Here is a 16,570-nt window from a genome sequence, read left to right as displayed (position 1 = left end):
GTACGCGATCTTCCGTGTACGGCCCACGGGTGCGAGGCTGAGGGCATGGACCTGATCGGACACCTGCGCGCCGGGCTCCCCGAAGAAGCCCTCCTCACCGACCCCGATGTCACCGGCTCCTACGCCAACGACATGGCCAACTTCTGCGCGGCGGGCACGCCCGCCGTCGTCGTCCTGCCGCGCACCGTCGAACAGGTCCAGCACGTCATGCGCACGGCGACCGAGCTGCGCGTCCCCGTCGTCCCCCAAGGGGCACGGACCGGAGTCTCCGGCGCCGCCAACGCCACCGACGGCTGCATCGTGCTGTCCCTGGTCAAAATGGACCGCATCCTGGAGATCAACCCCGTCGACCGGCTCGCTGTCGTCGAGCCCGGCGTCATCAACGCCGTCCTCTCCCGCGCCGTCAACGAACACGGCCTGTACTACCCGCCGGACCCCTCCAGCTGGGAGACGTGCACCATCGGCGGCAACATCGGCACCGCCGCCGGCGGCCTGTGCTGCGTCAAATACGGCGTCACCGCCGAGTACGTCCTCGGCCTGGACGTCGTCCTCGCCGACGGCCGCCTCCTGACGACCGGCCGCCGCACCGCCAAGGGCGTCGCGGGCTACGACCTCACCCGCCTCTTCGTGGGCTCCGAAGGCAGCCTCGGCGTCGTCGTACGCGCCACCCTGGCCCTTAGGCCCAACCCGCCCCAACAGCTCGCCCTGGTCGCCGAGTTCGACTCCGTCACCGCCGCCGGCCGGGCCGTCTCCGACATCATGGCCCGCGGCCACGCCCCCTCGCTCCTGGAGCTGATGGACCGCACCAGCATCCGCGCCGTCAACGACATGGCCCAGATGGGACTGCCCGAATCCACCGAGGTCCTGCTGCTCGCCGCCTTCGACACCCCCGACCCCTCCGCCGACCTCGCCGCCGTCGGCGCCCTGTGCGAGGAAGCCGGCGCCACCCAGGTCGTCCCCGCCGAGAACGCCGCCGAGTCCGACCTGCTGCTCCAGGCCCGCCGGATGACCTTCACGGCCCTGGAGCGGATCAAGCCCGCCATGCTGATCGACGACGTCTGCGTCCCCCGCTCCCAGCTCGCCGCCATGCTCGACGGCACCACCGCCATCGCCGAGAAATTCGGCCTGACCATCGGCGTCTGCGCCCACGCCGGCGACGGCAACACCCACCCCCTGGTCTGCTTCGACCCCGCCGACAAGGACGAGGAGCGCCGCGCCCGCGCCTCCTTCGACGAGATCATGGCCCTGGGCCTCGCCCTCGGCGGCACGATCACCGGCGAACACGGCGTCGGCGTCCTGAAGAAGGACTGGCTCGCCCGCGAACTGGGCCCGGTGGGCCTGGAGTTGCACCGCGGCATCAAGGACGTCTTCGACCCCCTGGGCATCCTCAACCCGGGCAAGGTGTTCTGAAGGCGTTCCGGAGGACCCGCGGGCCGAGGGTCCTGTGCAGCGCCCGCGCCCGCTCGGGCGTGGCGAGGACCATGACGCCGTCGTGGCCGGCGTACGCCCCGGGCCGCCGCCCGCGGACCGGCGGAGGACGACCGCCGCACAACGGGGTTCTGCGGACGGGGAATTCACCGCCCGAGCGCCCGCAGCCGGGCCGGAGTCCCGTCGCAGAAAAAGGGATCAGTAGGCTCCCGGTATGGACAACACCTCGCTCACCTCCATAGCGCTCGTCGTGCTCGCCGTCGGCGTGCTCGCCTCCTCCGTGGACCGCCGTTCCAAGCCGCTGGAGCGGCGCCTGGCGCGTCTGGAGGAGAAGGTGGACCGGCTCATGGCCCACGTCGGAGTGGAGGAGCCCCAGGACCCCCGTACGGCCGAGATCGACCGGCTGCTGGCGGCGGGCAAGAAGATCCAGGCCATCAAACTGCACCGCGAAGCGACCGGCTCCGGGCTCGCCGAGGCGAAGGAAGCGGTCGAACGCCGGATGCGCTGACGGCCCCTCGCACCCAGGATGGCTCCAAGGGCCCGCCGGGCCACCCCGCCCACGCAGGGAGAGCGACGAGCCGATGGCAGCCACCGAAGCCACCCGAGCGGCCGAAGCCGCAGCCGACACCTACGACGTCCTGGTGCTGGGGGCCGGGCCCACCGGAGAGAACCTCGCCGACCGCGCCCACGCCGCCGGACTGAGCGTGGCGATCGTGGAGAGCGAACTCGTCGGCGGCGAATGCTCCTACTGGGCCTGCATGCCCAGCAAGGCCCTGCTGCGCCCGGTCACCGCCCGCTCCGAGGCCCGTCGCGTCCCCGGCTTCGCCGACGCCGCGGCCGGCCCCCTCCACGCACCCGACGTCCTCGCCCACCGCGACGCCATCGCCTCGTACTGGAAGGACGACGGCCAGGTGCGCTGGCTGGACTCGGCCGGCATCGACCTCGTCCGCGGGCACGCCCGGCTGGCCGGACCCAAGCAGGTGTCCGTCGACGGCCGGATGCTCCGGGCCCGGCACGCGGTCGCGGTGTGCACCGGCAGCCGCCCGGCCCTCCCGGACATCCCCGGCCTGGCCGACGCCAAGCCCTGGACCAGCCGCGACGCCACCAGCGCCCGGAGCGTCCCGGGCCGCCTCGTGGTCGTCGGCGGCGGCGTCGTCGGCATCGAAATGGCCACCGCCTGGCGGGCCCTGGGCGCCTCGGTGACCCTCCTCGTCCGCGGCGACGGACTGCTGCTCCGCATGGAGCCGTTCGCCGGACACCTCGTCGCCGAATCCCTCGCCGAGGCCGGCGTGTTCCTGCGCACCGGAGTCGAGGTGCGCGAGGTCCGCCGCGAGGCACCCGGCGGCCCGGTCACCGTCGCCCTGGACACCGGCGACGAGATCATCGCCGACGAGCTGCTGATCGCCACCGGCCGCGCCCCGCGCACCGACGACCTCGGCCTGGAAACCATCGGCCTCGAACCCGGCTCCTGGCTCCAGGTCGACGAAACCTGCCGGGTCACCGACGTGCCCGGCGACTGGCTCTACGGCGCCGGCGACGTCAACCACCGCGCCCTGCTGACCCACCAGGGCAAGTACCAGGCCCGCATCGCGGGCGCCGCCATCACCGCCCGCGCCCGCCAGGTCCCCCTCCTCGACAACGGCCCCTGGGGCGCCCACGCCGCCACCGCCGACACCGCCGCCGTCCCCCAGGTCGTCTTCAGCGACCCCGAAGTCGCCTCCGTCGGCCTGACCGCCGCGGCGGCCGAACGCGCCGGCCACCGCATCCGCGTCGTCGACCACGACCTCGGCGCGGTCGCCGGCGCCTCCCTCTACGCCGACGGCTACCGCGGCCGCGCCCGCATGATCGTCGACCTGGACCGCGAAGTCCTGCTCGGGGTCACCTTCGTCGGCCCCGGCGTCGGCGAACTCCTGCACTCGGCAACGGTCGCCGTCGTCGCCGAGGTCCCCATCGAGCGGCTGTGGCACGCGGTGCCCGCATACCCGACCATCAGCGAGGTGTGGCTGCGGCTGCTGGAGGCCTACCGGGGCTGAGGCCCCCGCCCCCGCACCCACCGCTACGCCCCGGCCTCGGGAAACTCCTCCGACGCCCAGGGCTCACCCGGCCACCCCTCCGTGCCCGGCGCCATGGCCAGCAGCTCGCTCAGCCCTTTGTCGATGCCCAGATGCCCCTGCTCCGAGCCCGGCGGCACGACCCGCAGCGTGCGCTCCAGCCACGCCGAGACCGCCGCGGCCGGCGCCTCCAGCAGCGCGTCCCCGTCCGGGGAGGACAGCGCCATGCAGACCAGGCTGCGCCCGTCCAGCTTCGTCGGCCACACCCGCACGTCCCCCTGGCCGCACGGCCGGAACACGCCCTCGACGAGCAGTTCGCGGGCGAAGGTCCAGCTGACGGGGGAGTCCGAACCGACGTGAAAGGTGACATGGACGGCGTAGGGGTCATCCGTCCGGTACGTCAGCCGGGCCGGCACCGGAATGCTGCGCTCCGGCGACAGCACCAGGCCCAGTTCGAGTTCTCGTTCCACCACGGTGTGCATCGCGTCCGCCTCTCTTCGTTCCCTGTACGGCACCCATTGACGGGCCCGCACCGGAAGAGAGCCGCCACCGGCCGGACCATTACGCGACTTCGCACAACTTTTTTCCCGGGCCTCTTCCAGGTGTTCGTGGGCGGGCATCCGTACAGATGCGGCCCGGCGTCTGATAGATGTGGACGCTGCGTTGCGGCAGACTGCACCCCACACCCACCAGGCCGAGTACAGATACGGGACTTCGGACATGAGCGCCCCTACCTCAGGATCCGCCGGCGACAGCCCCACGCCAGGCTTCTACCCGGACCCGTCCATCCCCGGCTACATCCGGTACTGGAACGGTGCCGCATGGGTGCCGGGCACCAGCCGGCCCGCCCCGGCCGAGGGCGAGGCGATGCCCGCACCGCCGCCCGGCGCGGCCCCCGCGCCGCCCGCCTTCGACGAGACCGGCCCGGTCTTCCTCGACGAGGACACCGGCGGCGCGCAGGTACCGGCCGTCCGCCGGCCCGGCGAGGCCGCGGCGCAGCCCGCCGTCGCGAGCTGGGACGATCCGGCCCGGCTGCACGGCACCAGCCCCGAACCGGCCACCGCCTGGCAGGCCGACGCCTCCCGGCAGGGCGGCCTCGGCGGCGAGAGCGACCACCGGGTCTCCTGGGGTTCGCCCGAGCCCGGCCAGGCAGCCGCCGGTACGCCCTCCGGCGCGGCCTCCTGGGGCGCGGTGCCTGGGCAGCGCGAGGAGCAGGCCGCCGCGGAGTCCGGCGATCCGGCCGGTACGCCCGCGCCCCGTCAGCCCGGGGCCCCCGCCGACGGGACGGTCGCCATCCGCGCCGTCAAGCCGGGCCGGGACGCCGCCGGGCGGGGACCCGCCGACCACGGCACCACCGCGATCCGCGCGGTCAAGCCCGGCCGGGGGCCCGCCGCCGACCAGGGCACCACCGCCATCCGCGCGGTACGGCCGGGCGCCGGTAACCCGGCCGACGCCGGCAACCCCGCCGAGCCCCCCAAGGGCAACCAGACGATGGCGTTCCGTCTGCCGCGGGGCGAGGCCGCCGCGCAGTCCGCCGCGCAGTCCGCCGCGCAGTCCGCCCCGCCCGGGAACGCCGCTCCGCAGTCCCTGCCGTCCGGCGGCGGCGTGCCGCAGGGCGCCCCGCAGCACGGCGGCCCGGCCCAGCAGTTCCCCGGCCGGCCGGGGTTCCCGGGCCAGGGTGCGCAGCCTCCGCAGGCGTCCGCCCCGCCTGCCGGCTTCCCGCCGCAGGGCGGCGCCGCCCCCGGTGCCGACGGCGTCATCCCCTGGAAGCCGCCGACCGCCGACGTCTTCTTCGCGGCCGCGCAGGCCGCCCAGGGCCATCCGGCCGGTCTCGGCCGCCGCCTCGCGGCCCGGCTGATCGACTCCGCGGTGCTCGGCGCGGTCACCGCCGCGGCCGCCGTCCCGCTGTGGGGCACTGTCACGGACCACATCGACGCCAAGGTGGAGGCGGCCAAGCAGTCCGGCCGCCAGGTGACGGTCTATCTGCTCGACGGCACCACCACCCCGATCTTCGCCGTCGTGCTGGCCGTCCTGCTGATCGGCGGCGGCCTCTACGAGGTCCTGCCGACCCTCAAGTGGGGCCGCACGCTCGGCAAGAAGCTGTGCGGGGTACGGGTGCTGGACATCGAGAGCCATGACACCCCCACCCTCGGCGCGGCCCTCAAGCGCTGGTTCTGCTACAGCCTGCTGGGGGTCCTGGCCATCGGGGTCGTCAACGCCGTGTGGTGCGTGTTCGACCAGCCGTGGCGGCAGTGCTGGCACGACAAGCTCGCGCGGACCTTCGTGGCCTCCGACGCGGCACCCGCATCGGACTGACGGAGTCTCACCTGCGGCGGGTCCGGGGGCGTGTCCGGCGAACGGACGCGCCCCCGTGCCCCGTTCGAGGTCCGTTCGCCGCGGGCGTCCCCCGAACGGACTTCGCCGGATGCGGCGGGCCGCCGGAGGCGGTCGACTCGGGCCATGAGCAGCGATCAGCCTCCGGGCCCCGGCTCCGGTGAACCGCCGGAGAACGATCCGTTCCGGAAGAAACCACCACCTCCGCAGGAGCCCTCGGAGGGCGGCGGCACCTACAACGGCTCCCCGGGGGCCGGCGGCCCCTCGCAGGAGGGGACGGGCGGCCAGGACGCCACGGGCGGCCAGGGCGGCGGCCCGTATTCCGGGCAGCCCTACTCCGGGAGCCCCTACGCCCAGAACCCGTACGGCGGCGAGTACGGTGCGGCCGATCCGCTGGCCGGGATGCCGCCGCTGGCCAACCGCGGCCGCCGGCTGGTCGCGCGGATCATCGACGCCGTCATCATCGGCGTACCGGTCACCCTGATCATGAACCTGATCGTCGGCTGGGTGGACTACACCAGCACCAGCAGCGTCGAGACCAGCAAACAGGCCACCGTCTCGGGCGTGACCATGCTGGTGTACCTCCTCTACGAGGGGCTGATGCTCACCAGGTGCGGCCAGACCGTCGGCAAGATGGCGATGAAGATCCGGGTCGCGATGCTCGCGAACGGCGCGGTGCCGGCCGGCCAGGCGGGCTGGATCCGGGCCGCGGTCTACACCCTGCCGGAGATCGTGCCCTGCTGCGGCTTCGTCTTCTGGCTGGTCAACGTCCTGTGGTGCACCTGGGACAAGCCGTATCAGCAGTGTCTGCACGACAAGGCCGCCAAGACGGTGGTCGTCTCGACGGCCTGATGGACAAGGGACCGACCGGCTCCGGTGACCCCCGGGCTCCGGCGATCCCTCAGCCCGAGTGCTCGCGGATGCGGGTCTCGACGGGCGCCGGCACGGCCCGCAAAGGGGCGGGCGCGGCGGGCGACTTGCCCCGCAGCACCGGACGGCGAGCGCCCCGCGACATTCCCGGCATCGGGACCGTCATGGCGACCAGGAGCCCGAGCCCGAGCCCGGCGAGGGCGATGACCGCGACCCCGATACCGGTCTCCGTCTGCGAGAGCAGCAGCATCGCGAGGGTGGAGAGAAAGACGGTGGCCGAGCCGTAGGCGAGCTGGGTGGCGGTCGGACGAGGCATGGCGGGATCCGTCCTCGGAGGGTCGGCGGAGGGTGGAGGTCAAGGGCGCGCCATCACACGACCCTACGGTCCTTATTGCCCGAGCGGAACGACAGGTAAGCGTGACCTAACCCACGGGCCCGGAGCACGGGGGGCGCACACGGTGGCCGAAAGTGCGTGCGAGGGGCGGCGGGAAGAGGTGTCCGGCCTGACCGGGGCGGGGGCGCATGCCTGGGAGGCATATGCATCGGCGAGTGGAGGAGAGGCGGAAGATGACCGGAACGACTCCCCGCGCGGCCGTCCGGCCCCGCCGCCCGGCGTCCGATAGCCGCAACTCGCGGGCCGGTTAACGTACTTCCCTGAGCATGAGCAAGTCAAGATCTGTCTTTTTCACCGCGCTTCCGGTCGAATGCCGTCGAACAGTGACCGCTCGAAGGGGAGGAGAGCGCCAAGTGAGAAACCACAGACCGGTGTTCGGACCGGCCGCCCTGGCCACGGCAATCGCCGCGATCGGGGCGGCCGTTCTGTCGTCGGGGGTGGCCACGGCCGGCACACCGGCACCGGCACCCCGCACCGCCGGCCACGACCCGGCCCCCGAACGGGCCGTGGACCACGACCTCAAGGGCCCGTTCAGCGACAAGCAGGCGGCGCAGCGCAAGGAGGCCCTCGAGCAGGTGATGGCCGGCTCCGCGCGGCTCACCGACCGCGGCGGCTCGAAGGTCGTCCGGCTCGACCACGGCAAGTACGCCGAACTGGCCCGGCAGAAGACCGACAAGATCTTCACCATCCTGGTGGACTTCGGCGACACGGTCGACGACACCACGATGTTCGACCCGGACGGCGACGGCCCCCAGCCCCCGGTGAAGAAATACGGCGGCGACCCGGGACCCGCGCACAACCGCATAGCCGAACCGGACCGCGCCAAGGACAACAGCACGGCCTGGCAGAAGGACTTCAGCCGCCGGCACTTCCAGGACCTCTACTTCTCGCACGACAAGAAGAAGCCGTCGCTGGCCCAGTACTACGAGAAGCAGTCCTCGGGCCGCTACTCCGTCGAGGGCGAGGTCTCCGACTGGGTCAAGGTCGACGCGAACGAGGCCCGCTACGGCTCCAACTACTGCGGCCAGACCAACTGCGCCAACGCCTGGGACCTGATCCGCGACGGCGTCAATCAGTGGGCCAAGGACCAGCGCGCCAAGGGCCGTACCGACGCCGAGATCAAGACCGACCTGGCCAAGTACGACCAGTGGGACCGCTACGACCACGACGGCGACGGCAACTTCAACGAGCCCGACGGCTATATCGACCACTTCCAGATCGTGCACGCCGGGGAGGACGAGTCCGCGGGCGGCGGCGTCCAGAAGACGAACGCCATCTGGGCGCACCGCTGGTACGCGTACGGCACCGACGCCGGCAAGAGCGGCCCGGCCGGCAACAAGGCGGGCGGCACCCAGATCGGCGACACCGGCATCTGGGTCGGCGACTACACCATGCAGCCGGAGAACGGCGGACTCGGCGTCTTCGCCCACGAGTACGGCCATGACCTGGGCCTGCCGGACGAGTACGACACCACCGGCGCCGGCGAGTCCTCCGTCGACTTCTGGTCGCTGATGTCGGCCGGCTCCTGGCTGGGCACCGGCAAGCACGCCATAGGCGATCTGCCCGGCGACATGAGCGCCTGGGACAAGCTCCAGCTGGGCTGGCTCAACTACGACAAGGCCAAGGCCGCGACCAAGTCGTTCCACCGGCTGGGCGTCGCCGAATACAACACCCGGCACAAGCAGGCCGTGGTCGTCGAACTGCCCGCCAAGCCGGTCAGGACCGATATCGTCCGGCCCGCCGAAGGCGCCCGCCAGTGGTGGAGCGGCATGGGCAACGACCTGAAGAACACCCTCACCCGGTCCGTGGACCTCACCGGCAGGTCCAAGGCGTCCCTCACCCTCAAGGGCTGGTGGGACATCGAAAAGGACTACGACTACCTCTACGCCGAGGTCTCCACCGACGGCGGCAAGGACTGGACGCCCCTCGACGGCACCGCCAACGGCAAGGCCATCCCCCGCGACGGCGGCGACAAGCCCGCCCTGACCGGCACCGTCACCGCCTACCAGGACCTCGCCTACCCGCTGGACGCCTACGCGGGCAAGAAGATCGACCTCCGCTTCCGCTACCAGACCGACGGCGGCGCGGCCCAGAAGGGCTTCGCGGCCGACACCCTCAGCGTGGTCGCCGACGGCACGCCGCTGTTCACCGACAACGCCGAGGACGGCGACAACGGCTGGAGCGCCACCGGCTTCTCGCACGTCGGCGAGTCCTTCACCAAGGACTACCCGCAGTACTACATCGCCGAGAACCGCCAGTACGTGTCGTACGACAAGACCCTCAAGTCCGGCCCGTACAACTTCGGCTGGCTCACGGCCAAGCCGGGCTGGGTGGAGCACTTCCCGTACCAGAACGGCGTACTGATCTGGCTCTGGGACACCTCGCAGCCCGACAACAACGTCGGCAAGCACCCCGGTTACGGGCAGATCCTCCCCGTGGACGCGCACCCCAAGGCCGAGAAGTGGGCCGACGGCAAGCTGATGCGCAACCGCTTCCAGTCCTACGACTCGACCTTCACCCGCTACCGCACGGATGCCCTCACCCTCCACAAGGACGGCAAGGTCACCAAGATCAAGTCCAAGCGCGGCGTGACGGTCTTCGACGACCGGCACGGCGTCTACTACGACAAGTCGAACCCGACCGGCGGCGTGATCGTTCCTGACACCAACACCCGGATCCGGATCGCCAAGGAGGCCCCGAACGGCTCCGTGGTGATCCTCGTGGTCGGCCCCGCAGGTAAGTAAAAGGTAAAGTTGCAGGTCAGAGGCGAATCGGCCGTTACCCCTTGGCGGGTGGCGGCCGTTCGCGTTTAGATGCGTCCTACGAGTTCCTTGTTGACGCGAAGTCTCACGGGGGAGATATGACAATGACCGGCGGCGGCTTCATCAGGCTTCCTGGCGGAAGCGTGGTGGTCGCCCTCTCGCTGCCCAGACCGCCCCACGGCGCGCGCTCGGGCCTGTACGACTGCGGCTGCCGCGTACGGGTCCTGGTCCACGCCGGCAACCGCCAGCGCGCCCTGACCAGGCTGCGCAACCACGGACTGCGGGCCGTCTACCTGCGCGGCAATTCCGAACCGCCGACGCCGGACGAGGTGACGGCCGTACTGCACCACCCCGACGGCCTGGTCTGGCGCGAGACGCCGGACGACGACACCGAGTCCTGGCACCCGATACGCGCCCTCCTGCGGGCCCCGGCCCCGGCCCTGCCCCCTCCGGTCCCGGCGGTGGTGGCCGGCTGAGGCACCGGGCGGTGGGCCATCCGGCCCGCCGCCCTCCGCCGCGGGCGTCCACCGCACCGGGCTGCCCCCCGTGTGCCGGGGTCGTCCGTACGTCCGTGCCGCCCTTACCGCTCGGCGCGTACGCCCGTGCCGCTCAGCTCCGGACGATGACCGGCTTGCCGCTCAGCTCCGCGCCCGCCGCCCGCAGCTCCTCCAGCGCCCGCTCGGTGGTCCTCGCGGCCACGCCCGCGGTCAGATCCAGCAGGACGCGGGTGCGCAGCCCGGCGCGCAGCGCGTCCAGGGCGGTGGCGCGGACGCAGTGGTCGGTCGCGATGCCGACCACATCGACCTCGGTGACCGCGCGCTCGCGCAGCCAGTCGGCGAGCGCGGTGCCGTTCTCGTTCGCGCCCTCGAAACCGCTGTACGCCCCGGTGTAGGCGCCCTTGTCGAAGACCGCGTCTATGGCGCCCGAGGCGACGGCCGGCGCGAAATTCGGGTGGAAGCCGCTGCCCTCGGTGCCGGCCAGGCAGTGCACCGGCCAGGTGTGCTCGTAATCCGGGGTGTCGGAGAAGTGGTCGCCGGGGTCTATGTGGTGGTCCCGGCTGGCCACGACATGGCGGTAACAGCTGCCGGCCGCCTGCCCCACCAGATCGGTGATGGCCGCCGCGACATCCGCACCCCCCGCCACCGCGAGGCTGCCGCCCTCGCAGAAGTCGTTCTGCAGATCAACGACGATCAATGCCCGGTGCATGGTGCGTGCCTTCCGGCTGGGAATCGGGGAGGGGCGCGGTGTGGTGATGTGACCGAGGGTAGCCATTCGGCGCCGATTGCGGGAGTGTCCGACCGCGCCCCTTTCGGCCGCCGGCCGCCCCACGGGCCGGCCCCCGACGCCCGCCGGCCCCCCGGCGGGCGTCGCGCGGCTCACACGTACTCGGTGGGGATGACCGGTTCGCCGCGGGAGAGCTGGGTTGCCGAGAGCGGCAGTCCGGCGCGGGCGGAGAGGTGCCGTTCGCGGGCGGCGTCGAGCGGCTCCCGGGCCACCACCTCGCCGCCGCGTACGAGCGGGACCAGCAGCTGGTGCCCGGCCAGCTCGTCCGGCACCGGCCCGGTGCCGACGACCTCGGCCTCCGCGACCCCGTGCTCGTCCGGCCGCCGGGCCGCCCACTTGCGGCCGCCCACGGAGGTCTTGCCGCCCATCGACTTCTTCGCCACCGGCCGCAGCGGGGCGTCCGGCGCATCGCTGTCGGCGCGCGCGACGAGCTTGTAGACCATCGAGCAGGTCGGGTGGCCGCTGCCGGTCACCAGCTGGGTGCCGACGCCGTACGCGTCCACCGGTGCGGCGGCCAGCGAGGCGATGGCGTACTCGTCCAGATCGCTGGTCACCACGATCCTGGTCTTCTCGGCGCCCAGCTCGTCCAGCTGCTGGCGCACCCGGTGGGCGACCAGCAGCAGGTCCCCGGAGTCGATGCGCACGGCGCCGAGGCCGGGCCCCGCCACCTCCACGGCCGTACGGACGGCCTCGGTGACGTCGAAGGTGTCCACCAGGAGCGTCGTGCCGCTGCCCAGGGTGTCCACCTGGGCGGTGAAGGCGTCCCGTTCGGTGTCGTGGAGCAGGGTGAAGGCGTGCGCGCTGGTGCCGACGGTGGGGATGTTGTAGCGGAAGCCGGCCGCCAGGTCGGAGGTGGTGTGGAAGCCGCCGACGTACGCGGCGCGGCTCGCGGCCACCGCCGACAGCTCGTGGGTGCGGCGGGCGCCCATCTCCATCAGCGGCCGGTCGCCGGCCGCCACCGCCATCCGGGAGGCGGCCGCGGCCACCGCCGAATCGTGGTTGAGGATCGAGAGGATCACCGTCTCCAGCAGTACCGCCTCGGCGAAGGTGCCCTCCACGCGCATGAGGGGCGAGCCGGGGAAGTAGACCTCGCCCTCCGGGTAGCCCCAGATGTCCCCGCGGAAGCGGAAGTCGGCCAGCCATGCGAGCGTCGCCTCGTCCAGGATGCGGCGGTCACGCAGAAAGTCGAGGATGGTCGAGTCGAAGCGGAAATTCTCCACGGCGTCCAGCACCCGTCCGGTGCCGGCGACCACGCCGTAGCGGCGGCCTTCGGGCAGTCGGCGGGTGAAGACCTCGAAGACGGAGCGCCGGTCCGCGGTCCCGGACCGCAACGCGGCCTGCAGCATGGTGAGTTCGTACTGGTCGGTGAAGAGCGCAGTCGACGGCACGGCCACCGGCAGCCCCAGGTCTGCTGTGTTCATGGGAGCGATGCTACCCCCATTACTCGTCACTTTGACGATTTCATTGCCGGGCCTCCATCGCGACCCGCGCGAGGGGCGTTTGTGCGTCGGCCGCCCCCGGGTGGCAGCATGGGGCGTGTGAGTGTTCCAGTGGAGATCGAGCGTCCCGAGTCGAGCGAGGCACCGTTCGAGGTTCCCGAACCCGACGTCCCATGGGTGACGATCGTTCACAACGACCCCGTGAATCTCATGAGCTATGTCTCGTACGTCTTTCAGTCGTACTTCGGCTACTCCAAGGACAAGGCCCATCAGCTGATGCTCGACGTTCATCACAAGGGCCGCGCGGTGGTCTCCAGCGGCAGCCGCGAGGAAATGGAGCGCGACGTGCAGGCCATGCACGGCTACGGCCTGTGGGCGACCCTTCAGCAGGACCGCGCCTGATGGCCGGCCACTTCGAGCCCCTGCCCGACGGCGGCGCCGCCGTCGCCCTCGACGAGGTCGAGATCTCCATCCTGCGCAGCCTCGCCGTCCAGCTGATGGAGCTGATCGGCCCGGGGGAGGAGAGCGACGAGACCGACGACCCGCTCGCCTCCATCTTCAACGACGGCCCCAGCGAACCGCCCGCCGATCCGGTCCTGGCCCGCCTCTTCCCCGACGCCTACGGCGGCCCCGACCTCGTCCCCGACGACGACGTCCGCGCCGCGGCCGCCGAATTCCGCCGCTACACCGAGAACGACCTGCGCGCCCGCAAGCGCGAGGACGCCCTCGCGCTGGTCCGCGCGCTGGACGCGCTGAGCCCCGGCCTCGACCAGGGCGCGGTGCTGCGCCTGAAGCCCGACGAGTGCCGTCGGTGGCTCGGTGCCCTCAACGACCTCCGGCTCGCCATCGGCACCCGCCTGGAGGTCACCGACGAGGAGGACGGCGGCGAACTGCTCAGGCTGCCCGACACCGACCCTCGCAAGCCGATGGTGATGGCCTACCTCTGGCTCGGCGGGCTGCAGGAGACCCTCGTCGAGTCGTTGATGGGCTGACCTTTCGCCCAAAGCCTGATGTTCCGCCCCGGTCGGTGCCCCCGACCGGGGCTTTTGCATGTTTGCCTGATGTTCGCTCAGCGGATGCTCAAATCCGAATAACGATCGCGTCACACAGAGGTGTGTGTCTTGTCGCGGCTCTTCACCTTTGTCCGGATATCCATGTGATCTGGCCCACGCCAACATTAGTTGATCTCCGTAGGACCGTGATAAATGTTCACGACCTGCCGTGAGTGACGCCACCCCTGTCGCTGCGGGAGCGCTGAGCCGGCCGACCGTCGGCGTGCAGGAACTCCATCCGGGGGGTCGGGACCCGACCCGGACAGACCGGGTCGGAATGGAGAAAGGCGCACCACTCATGACCTCTGTGCAGGTCGACAAGCATCACGACGGCAACGAGGCCGCTGGAACGGAGCCCGAAGAGGGGTACCAGCGGGGTCTGGGAAACCGCCAGATCCAGATGATCGCCATTGGTGGCGCCATCGGTACTGGCCTGTTCCTCGGAGCGGGCAAGGCCATCTCCATGGCCGGGCCCAGCATCATCCTGGCCTACGCCATCGTCGGTCTGGTCATCTTCTTCATCATGCGGGCTCTGGGCGAATTGCTCATGTACCGGCCCGTCTCCGGCTCCTTCTCCGAGTACGGCCGGGAATTCCTCGGCCCGTTCATCGGTTTTGTGACCGGCTGGACGTACTGGCTTTTCTGGGTCGTCACCGGCATCACGGAAGTGACCGCGGCGGCCACCTATGTGCAGTACTGGAACGAGGGCATACCGCAATGGGCCTCGGCACTCGTCTTCACGTGTGCGCTCTTCGGTATCAACCTGATCTCCGTAAAGATCTTCGGTGAGCTGGAATTCTGGTTCTCGATGGTCAAGGTCACCGCGATCATCGGCATGATCCTGATCGGCCTCGGCGTGATCACCCTCGGCTTCTCCGACGCCGGTGACACCGCCTCCTTCACCAACCTGTGGTCCCACGGCGGCTTCTTCCCCAAGGGCATCGGCGGCACGCTGATGACGCTGCAGATCGTGATGTTCGCCTTCCTCGCCGTCGAACTCGTCGGCGTCACCGCGGGCGAGGCGACCAACCCCAAGAAGGTCCTGCCCAAGGCGATCAACACCGTGCCGTGGCGGATCGGCCTCTTCTACATCGGCGCGCTGATCATCATCCTGTCCGTCGTCAGCTGGACGGCCTTCAAGCCGGGCGTCAGCCCCTTCGTCGCCGCCTTCCAGCAGATCGGCCTCCCGGCCGGCGCCGGCATCGTCAACTTCGTCGTGCTGACCGCCGCGCTCTCCTCGGCCAACTCCGGCATGTACTCCACCGGCCGGATGCTGCGCGACCTCGCGCTCAACGGCCAGGGCCCGAAGTTCTTCACCAAGCTCAGCAAGAACGGCCTGCCCACCTGGGGTACCGGCGTCTCGGTCGCGATGATGCTGTTCGGCGTCTACATCAACTACCAGTGGCCCGGTGACGCGTTCAACTACGTCGTCTCCTTCGCCACCATCTCCGGTATGTGGGCCTGGATCGTCATCCTGCTCTCCCAGCTCCGCTACCGCGCCAAGGCGAACCGCGGCGAGCTGCCGCAGTCCGAGTTCAAGGCTCCCGGCAGCCCCTACACCTCGGTCTTCGCGCTGGCCTTCATCGCCATGGTGATCGTGATGATGGGTGTCGACGCGGACGCCCGGATCTCGCTCTACGCGGCTCCCGTCTGGGCGCTCATCCTGGGCGTCGGCTACCTGTGCATCAAGCGCCGGGACGCGGCGGCCGGTCTCGCCAAGAAGGACTGACCTTCCAGCCTGTCCAGCATGTGGGCCCGTGCGTACCATCCTTCGGTACGTACGGGCCCTCTGCTTATTCTTGGCCGCATGCTGACCCTCACCAAGGCCCTCCACGACCGGATCGTCGAGCACGCCCGCCAGGACCACCCCGACGAGGCCTGCGGCGTGGTCGCGGGTCCGGCCGGCAGCGGCCGCCCCGAGCGGTTCATCCCGATGCTGAACGCCGCCCGCTCGCCCACCTTCTACGAATTCGACTCCTCCGACCTGTTCAAGCTCTACCGCGAGATGGACGACCGGGACGAGGAGCCGGTGATCATCTACCACTCGCACACCGCCACCGAGGCCTACCCGTCCCGGACGGATATCTCCTACGCCAACGAGCCCGCCGCCCACTACGTCCTGGTCTCCACCGCCGACGCCGACGACGCCGGACCCTTCCAGTTCCGCTCGTTCCGGATCGTCGACGGCCAGGTCACCGAGGAGGACGTCGAGGTCGTCACGGCGTACTCCTGACCGCCCGGCGGGCCCCGCGCATGATCGCGTCCCACCTGGCGTACACCGATCGTCCGCATCATGGGACGAGGTTCCAATACCCGGACCGGGAATCGATACGATGACCGCATGGTTGACCACGACGTGAGCGAGAAGAAGAGGCCGGGCATGCTGCTGCTCGCTCCGCTCGCCACGCGTCGCTCCGCATCTGCCCTGCTGGGCGCGTTCGGCTGCGGAGCCGCACGGCTGCACGTCGATCTGTGCCGCCTTTCCAGCGCCATCTGTCCGCGCTGCGCCGCCGCCTGACCCGGCCCCCCGGCCGGGCGCGCGGCACGCACCGCCCGGCGCTCCCGCACCCCCGCGTCACCCGACGCCTCCCGGCACGCCGTACGGCCCCAGCGCCGCCCCGCACCCGGACGCACAGCACCCGCCCGCCACCCCACTCCCACAGGAGCACTCCCATGGCCATCGAGGTCCGAATCCCGACCATCCTGCGCACCTACACCGACGGCGAGAAGGCCGTCCCGGGCAGCGGCGAGACCCTCGCCGACCTCTTCGCCGACCTGGAGACCCGGCACGCCGGCATCCGCGCCCGCCTGGTCGACGACGAGCAGCAGCTGCGCCGCTTCGTGAACGTCTACCTCAACGACGAGGACGTGCGCTTCCTCGAAGGCATCTCCACCAAGCTGGCCGACGGCGACAACGTCACGATCCTCCCGGCCGTGGCCGGCGGAATGGTCTGAC

At 71.2% G+C, this 16,570-nt stretch carries 17 protein-coding genes; 13 read left to right on the top strand and 4 right to left on the bottom strand.

Annotation, left to right across the window (positions count from 1 at the left end):
* The first annotated feature begins 45 nt into the window (after positions 1-45).
* The 3 genes from ACIGWZ_RS07665 to ACIGWZ_RS07655 all read left to right on the top strand — a co-directional run bounded on the left by ACIGWZ_RS07665 (position 46) and on the right by ACIGWZ_RS07655 (position 3,461).
* Positions 46-1,410 carry an FAD-binding oxidoreductase gene (locus tag ACIGWZ_RS07665; RefSeq protein WP_400061834.1) on the top strand — a complete coding sequence of 455 codons (1,365 nt, stop codon included), beginning with the start codon at positions 46-48 and terminating at the stop codon, positions 1,408-1,410.
* A gap of 232 nt (positions 1,411-1,642) precedes the next feature.
* Entirely contained in the window at positions 1,643-1,936 is a 294-nt protein-coding gene (locus ACIGWZ_RS07660) for a ribosomal protein L7/L12 (RefSeq protein WP_400061832.1), read from the top strand.
* 73 nt (positions 1,937-2,009) lie between these two features.
* Complete coding sequence (locus ACIGWZ_RS07655; protein WP_400061830.1) at positions 2,010-3,461, top strand: dihydrolipoyl dehydrogenase family protein; 1,452 nt, start codon at positions 2,010-2,012, stop codon at positions 3,459-3,461.
* Between the two features lie 23 nt (positions 3,462-3,484).
* Here ACIGWZ_RS07655 and ACIGWZ_RS07650 read toward each other — a convergent pair whose 3' ends face one another.
* On the bottom strand, positions 3,485-3,961 hold the full coding sequence (locus tag ACIGWZ_RS07650; RefSeq protein WP_400061828.1) for an SsgA family sporulation/cell division regulator: 477 nt from the start codon (positions 3,959-3,961) through the stop codon (positions 3,485-3,487).
* 238 nt (positions 3,962-4,199) lie between these two features.
* Between ACIGWZ_RS07650 and ACIGWZ_RS07645 the strand changes: the two genes are divergently transcribed.
* Both ACIGWZ_RS07645 and ACIGWZ_RS07640 read left to right on the top strand, forming a co-directional pair.
* A complete protein-coding gene (locus ACIGWZ_RS07645; protein WP_400061826.1) occupies positions 4,200-5,795 on the top strand; it encodes an RDD family protein in 1,596 nt (531 codons plus the stop codon).
* Between the two features lie 144 nt (positions 5,796-5,939).
* On the top strand, positions 5,940-6,665 hold the full coding sequence (locus tag ACIGWZ_RS07640) for an RDD family protein (RefSeq protein WP_400061825.1): 726 nt from the start codon (positions 5,940-5,942) through the stop codon (positions 6,663-6,665).
* Between the two features lie 49 nt (positions 6,666-6,714).
* Here the strand turns inward: ACIGWZ_RS07640 and ACIGWZ_RS07635 are convergent, their stop codons facing one another.
* Positions 6,715-6,999, bottom strand: coding sequence for a hypothetical protein (locus ACIGWZ_RS07635; protein WP_400061823.1), 285 nt, complete (start codon positions 6,997-6,999; stop codon positions 6,715-6,717).
* Between the two features lie 431 nt (positions 7,000-7,430).
* Between ACIGWZ_RS07635 and ACIGWZ_RS07630 the strand changes: the two genes are divergently transcribed.
* A complete protein-coding gene (locus tag ACIGWZ_RS07630) occupies positions 7,431-9,821 on the top strand; it encodes an immune inhibitor A domain-containing protein (protein WP_400061821.1) in 2,391 nt (796 codons plus the stop codon).
* 122 nt (positions 9,822-9,943) lie between these two features.
* The gene (locus ACIGWZ_RS07625) at positions 9,944-10,315 is read left to right on the top strand and encodes a hypothetical protein (RefSeq protein ID WP_400062035.1); all 372 of its coding nucleotides are present in this window, start codon (positions 9,944-9,946) and stop codon (positions 10,313-10,315) included.
* A 133-nt stretch (positions 10,316-10,448) separates the two neighbouring features.
* On the opposite strand, the gene ACIGWZ_RS07620 is transcribed toward ACIGWZ_RS07625, so the two are convergent.
* Together ACIGWZ_RS07620 and ACIGWZ_RS07615 are read right to left on the bottom strand one after the other, a co-directional pair.
* Positions 10,449-11,045, bottom strand: a complete 597-nt coding sequence (locus ACIGWZ_RS07620) for an isochorismatase family protein (protein WP_400061820.1) — start codon at positions 11,043-11,045, stop codon at positions 10,449-10,451.
* A 170-nt stretch (positions 11,046-11,215) separates the two neighbouring features.
* The gene (locus tag ACIGWZ_RS07615) at positions 11,216-12,544 is read right to left on the bottom strand and encodes a nicotinate phosphoribosyltransferase (protein ID WP_400061818.1); all 1,329 of its coding nucleotides are present in this window, start codon (positions 12,542-12,544) and stop codon (positions 11,216-11,218) included.
* 108 nt (positions 12,545-12,652) lie between these two features.
* Between ACIGWZ_RS07615 and clpS the strand changes: the two genes are divergently transcribed.
* The 6 genes from clpS (at position 12,653) to ACIGWZ_RS07585 (ending at position 16,569) form a co-directional block, all read left to right on the top strand.
* Positions 12,653-12,964 (top strand): ATP-dependent Clp protease adapter ClpS, encoded by a 312-nt coding sequence (gene clpS, locus ACIGWZ_RS07610; RefSeq protein WP_400061816.1) that lies wholly within the window; start codon positions 12,653-12,655, stop codon positions 12,962-12,964.
* A complete protein-coding gene (locus ACIGWZ_RS07605; RefSeq protein ID WP_400061814.1) occupies positions 12,964-13,554 on the top strand; it encodes a DUF2017 domain-containing protein in 591 nt (196 codons plus the stop codon). Before clpS ends, ACIGWZ_RS07605 begins: the two co-directional genes overlap by 1 nt.
* Before the next feature lie 358 nt (positions 13,555-13,912).
* On the top strand, positions 13,913-15,343 hold the full coding sequence (locus ACIGWZ_RS07600) for an amino acid permease (protein ID WP_400061812.1): 1,431 nt from the start codon (positions 13,913-13,915) through the stop codon (positions 15,341-15,343).
* Between the two features lie 78 nt (positions 15,344-15,421).
* Positions 15,422-15,847 (top strand): Mov34/MPN/PAD-1 family protein, encoded by a 426-nt coding sequence (locus ACIGWZ_RS07595; RefSeq protein ID WP_400061810.1) that lies wholly within the window; start codon positions 15,422-15,424, stop codon positions 15,845-15,847.
* Between the two features lie 108 nt (positions 15,848-15,955).
* Complete coding sequence (locus ACIGWZ_RS07590; protein WP_400061808.1) at positions 15,956-16,132, top strand: putative leader peptide; 177 nt, start codon at positions 15,956-15,958, stop codon at positions 16,130-16,132.
* Between the two features lie 155 nt (positions 16,133-16,287).
* Positions 16,288-16,569, top strand: coding sequence for a MoaD/ThiS family protein (locus ACIGWZ_RS07585; protein ID WP_400061806.1), 282 nt, complete (start codon positions 16,288-16,290; stop codon positions 16,567-16,569).
* Position 16,570: the final 1 nt, after the last annotated feature.

Origin of the sequence: Streptomyces sp. NPDC053427 (assembly GCF_044544985.1) — a bacterium.
GTDB lineage: Bacteria > Actinomycetota > Actinomycetes > Streptomycetales > Streptomycetaceae > Streptomyces.
This window is presented reverse-complemented; position numbering and strand designations above follow the sequence as displayed.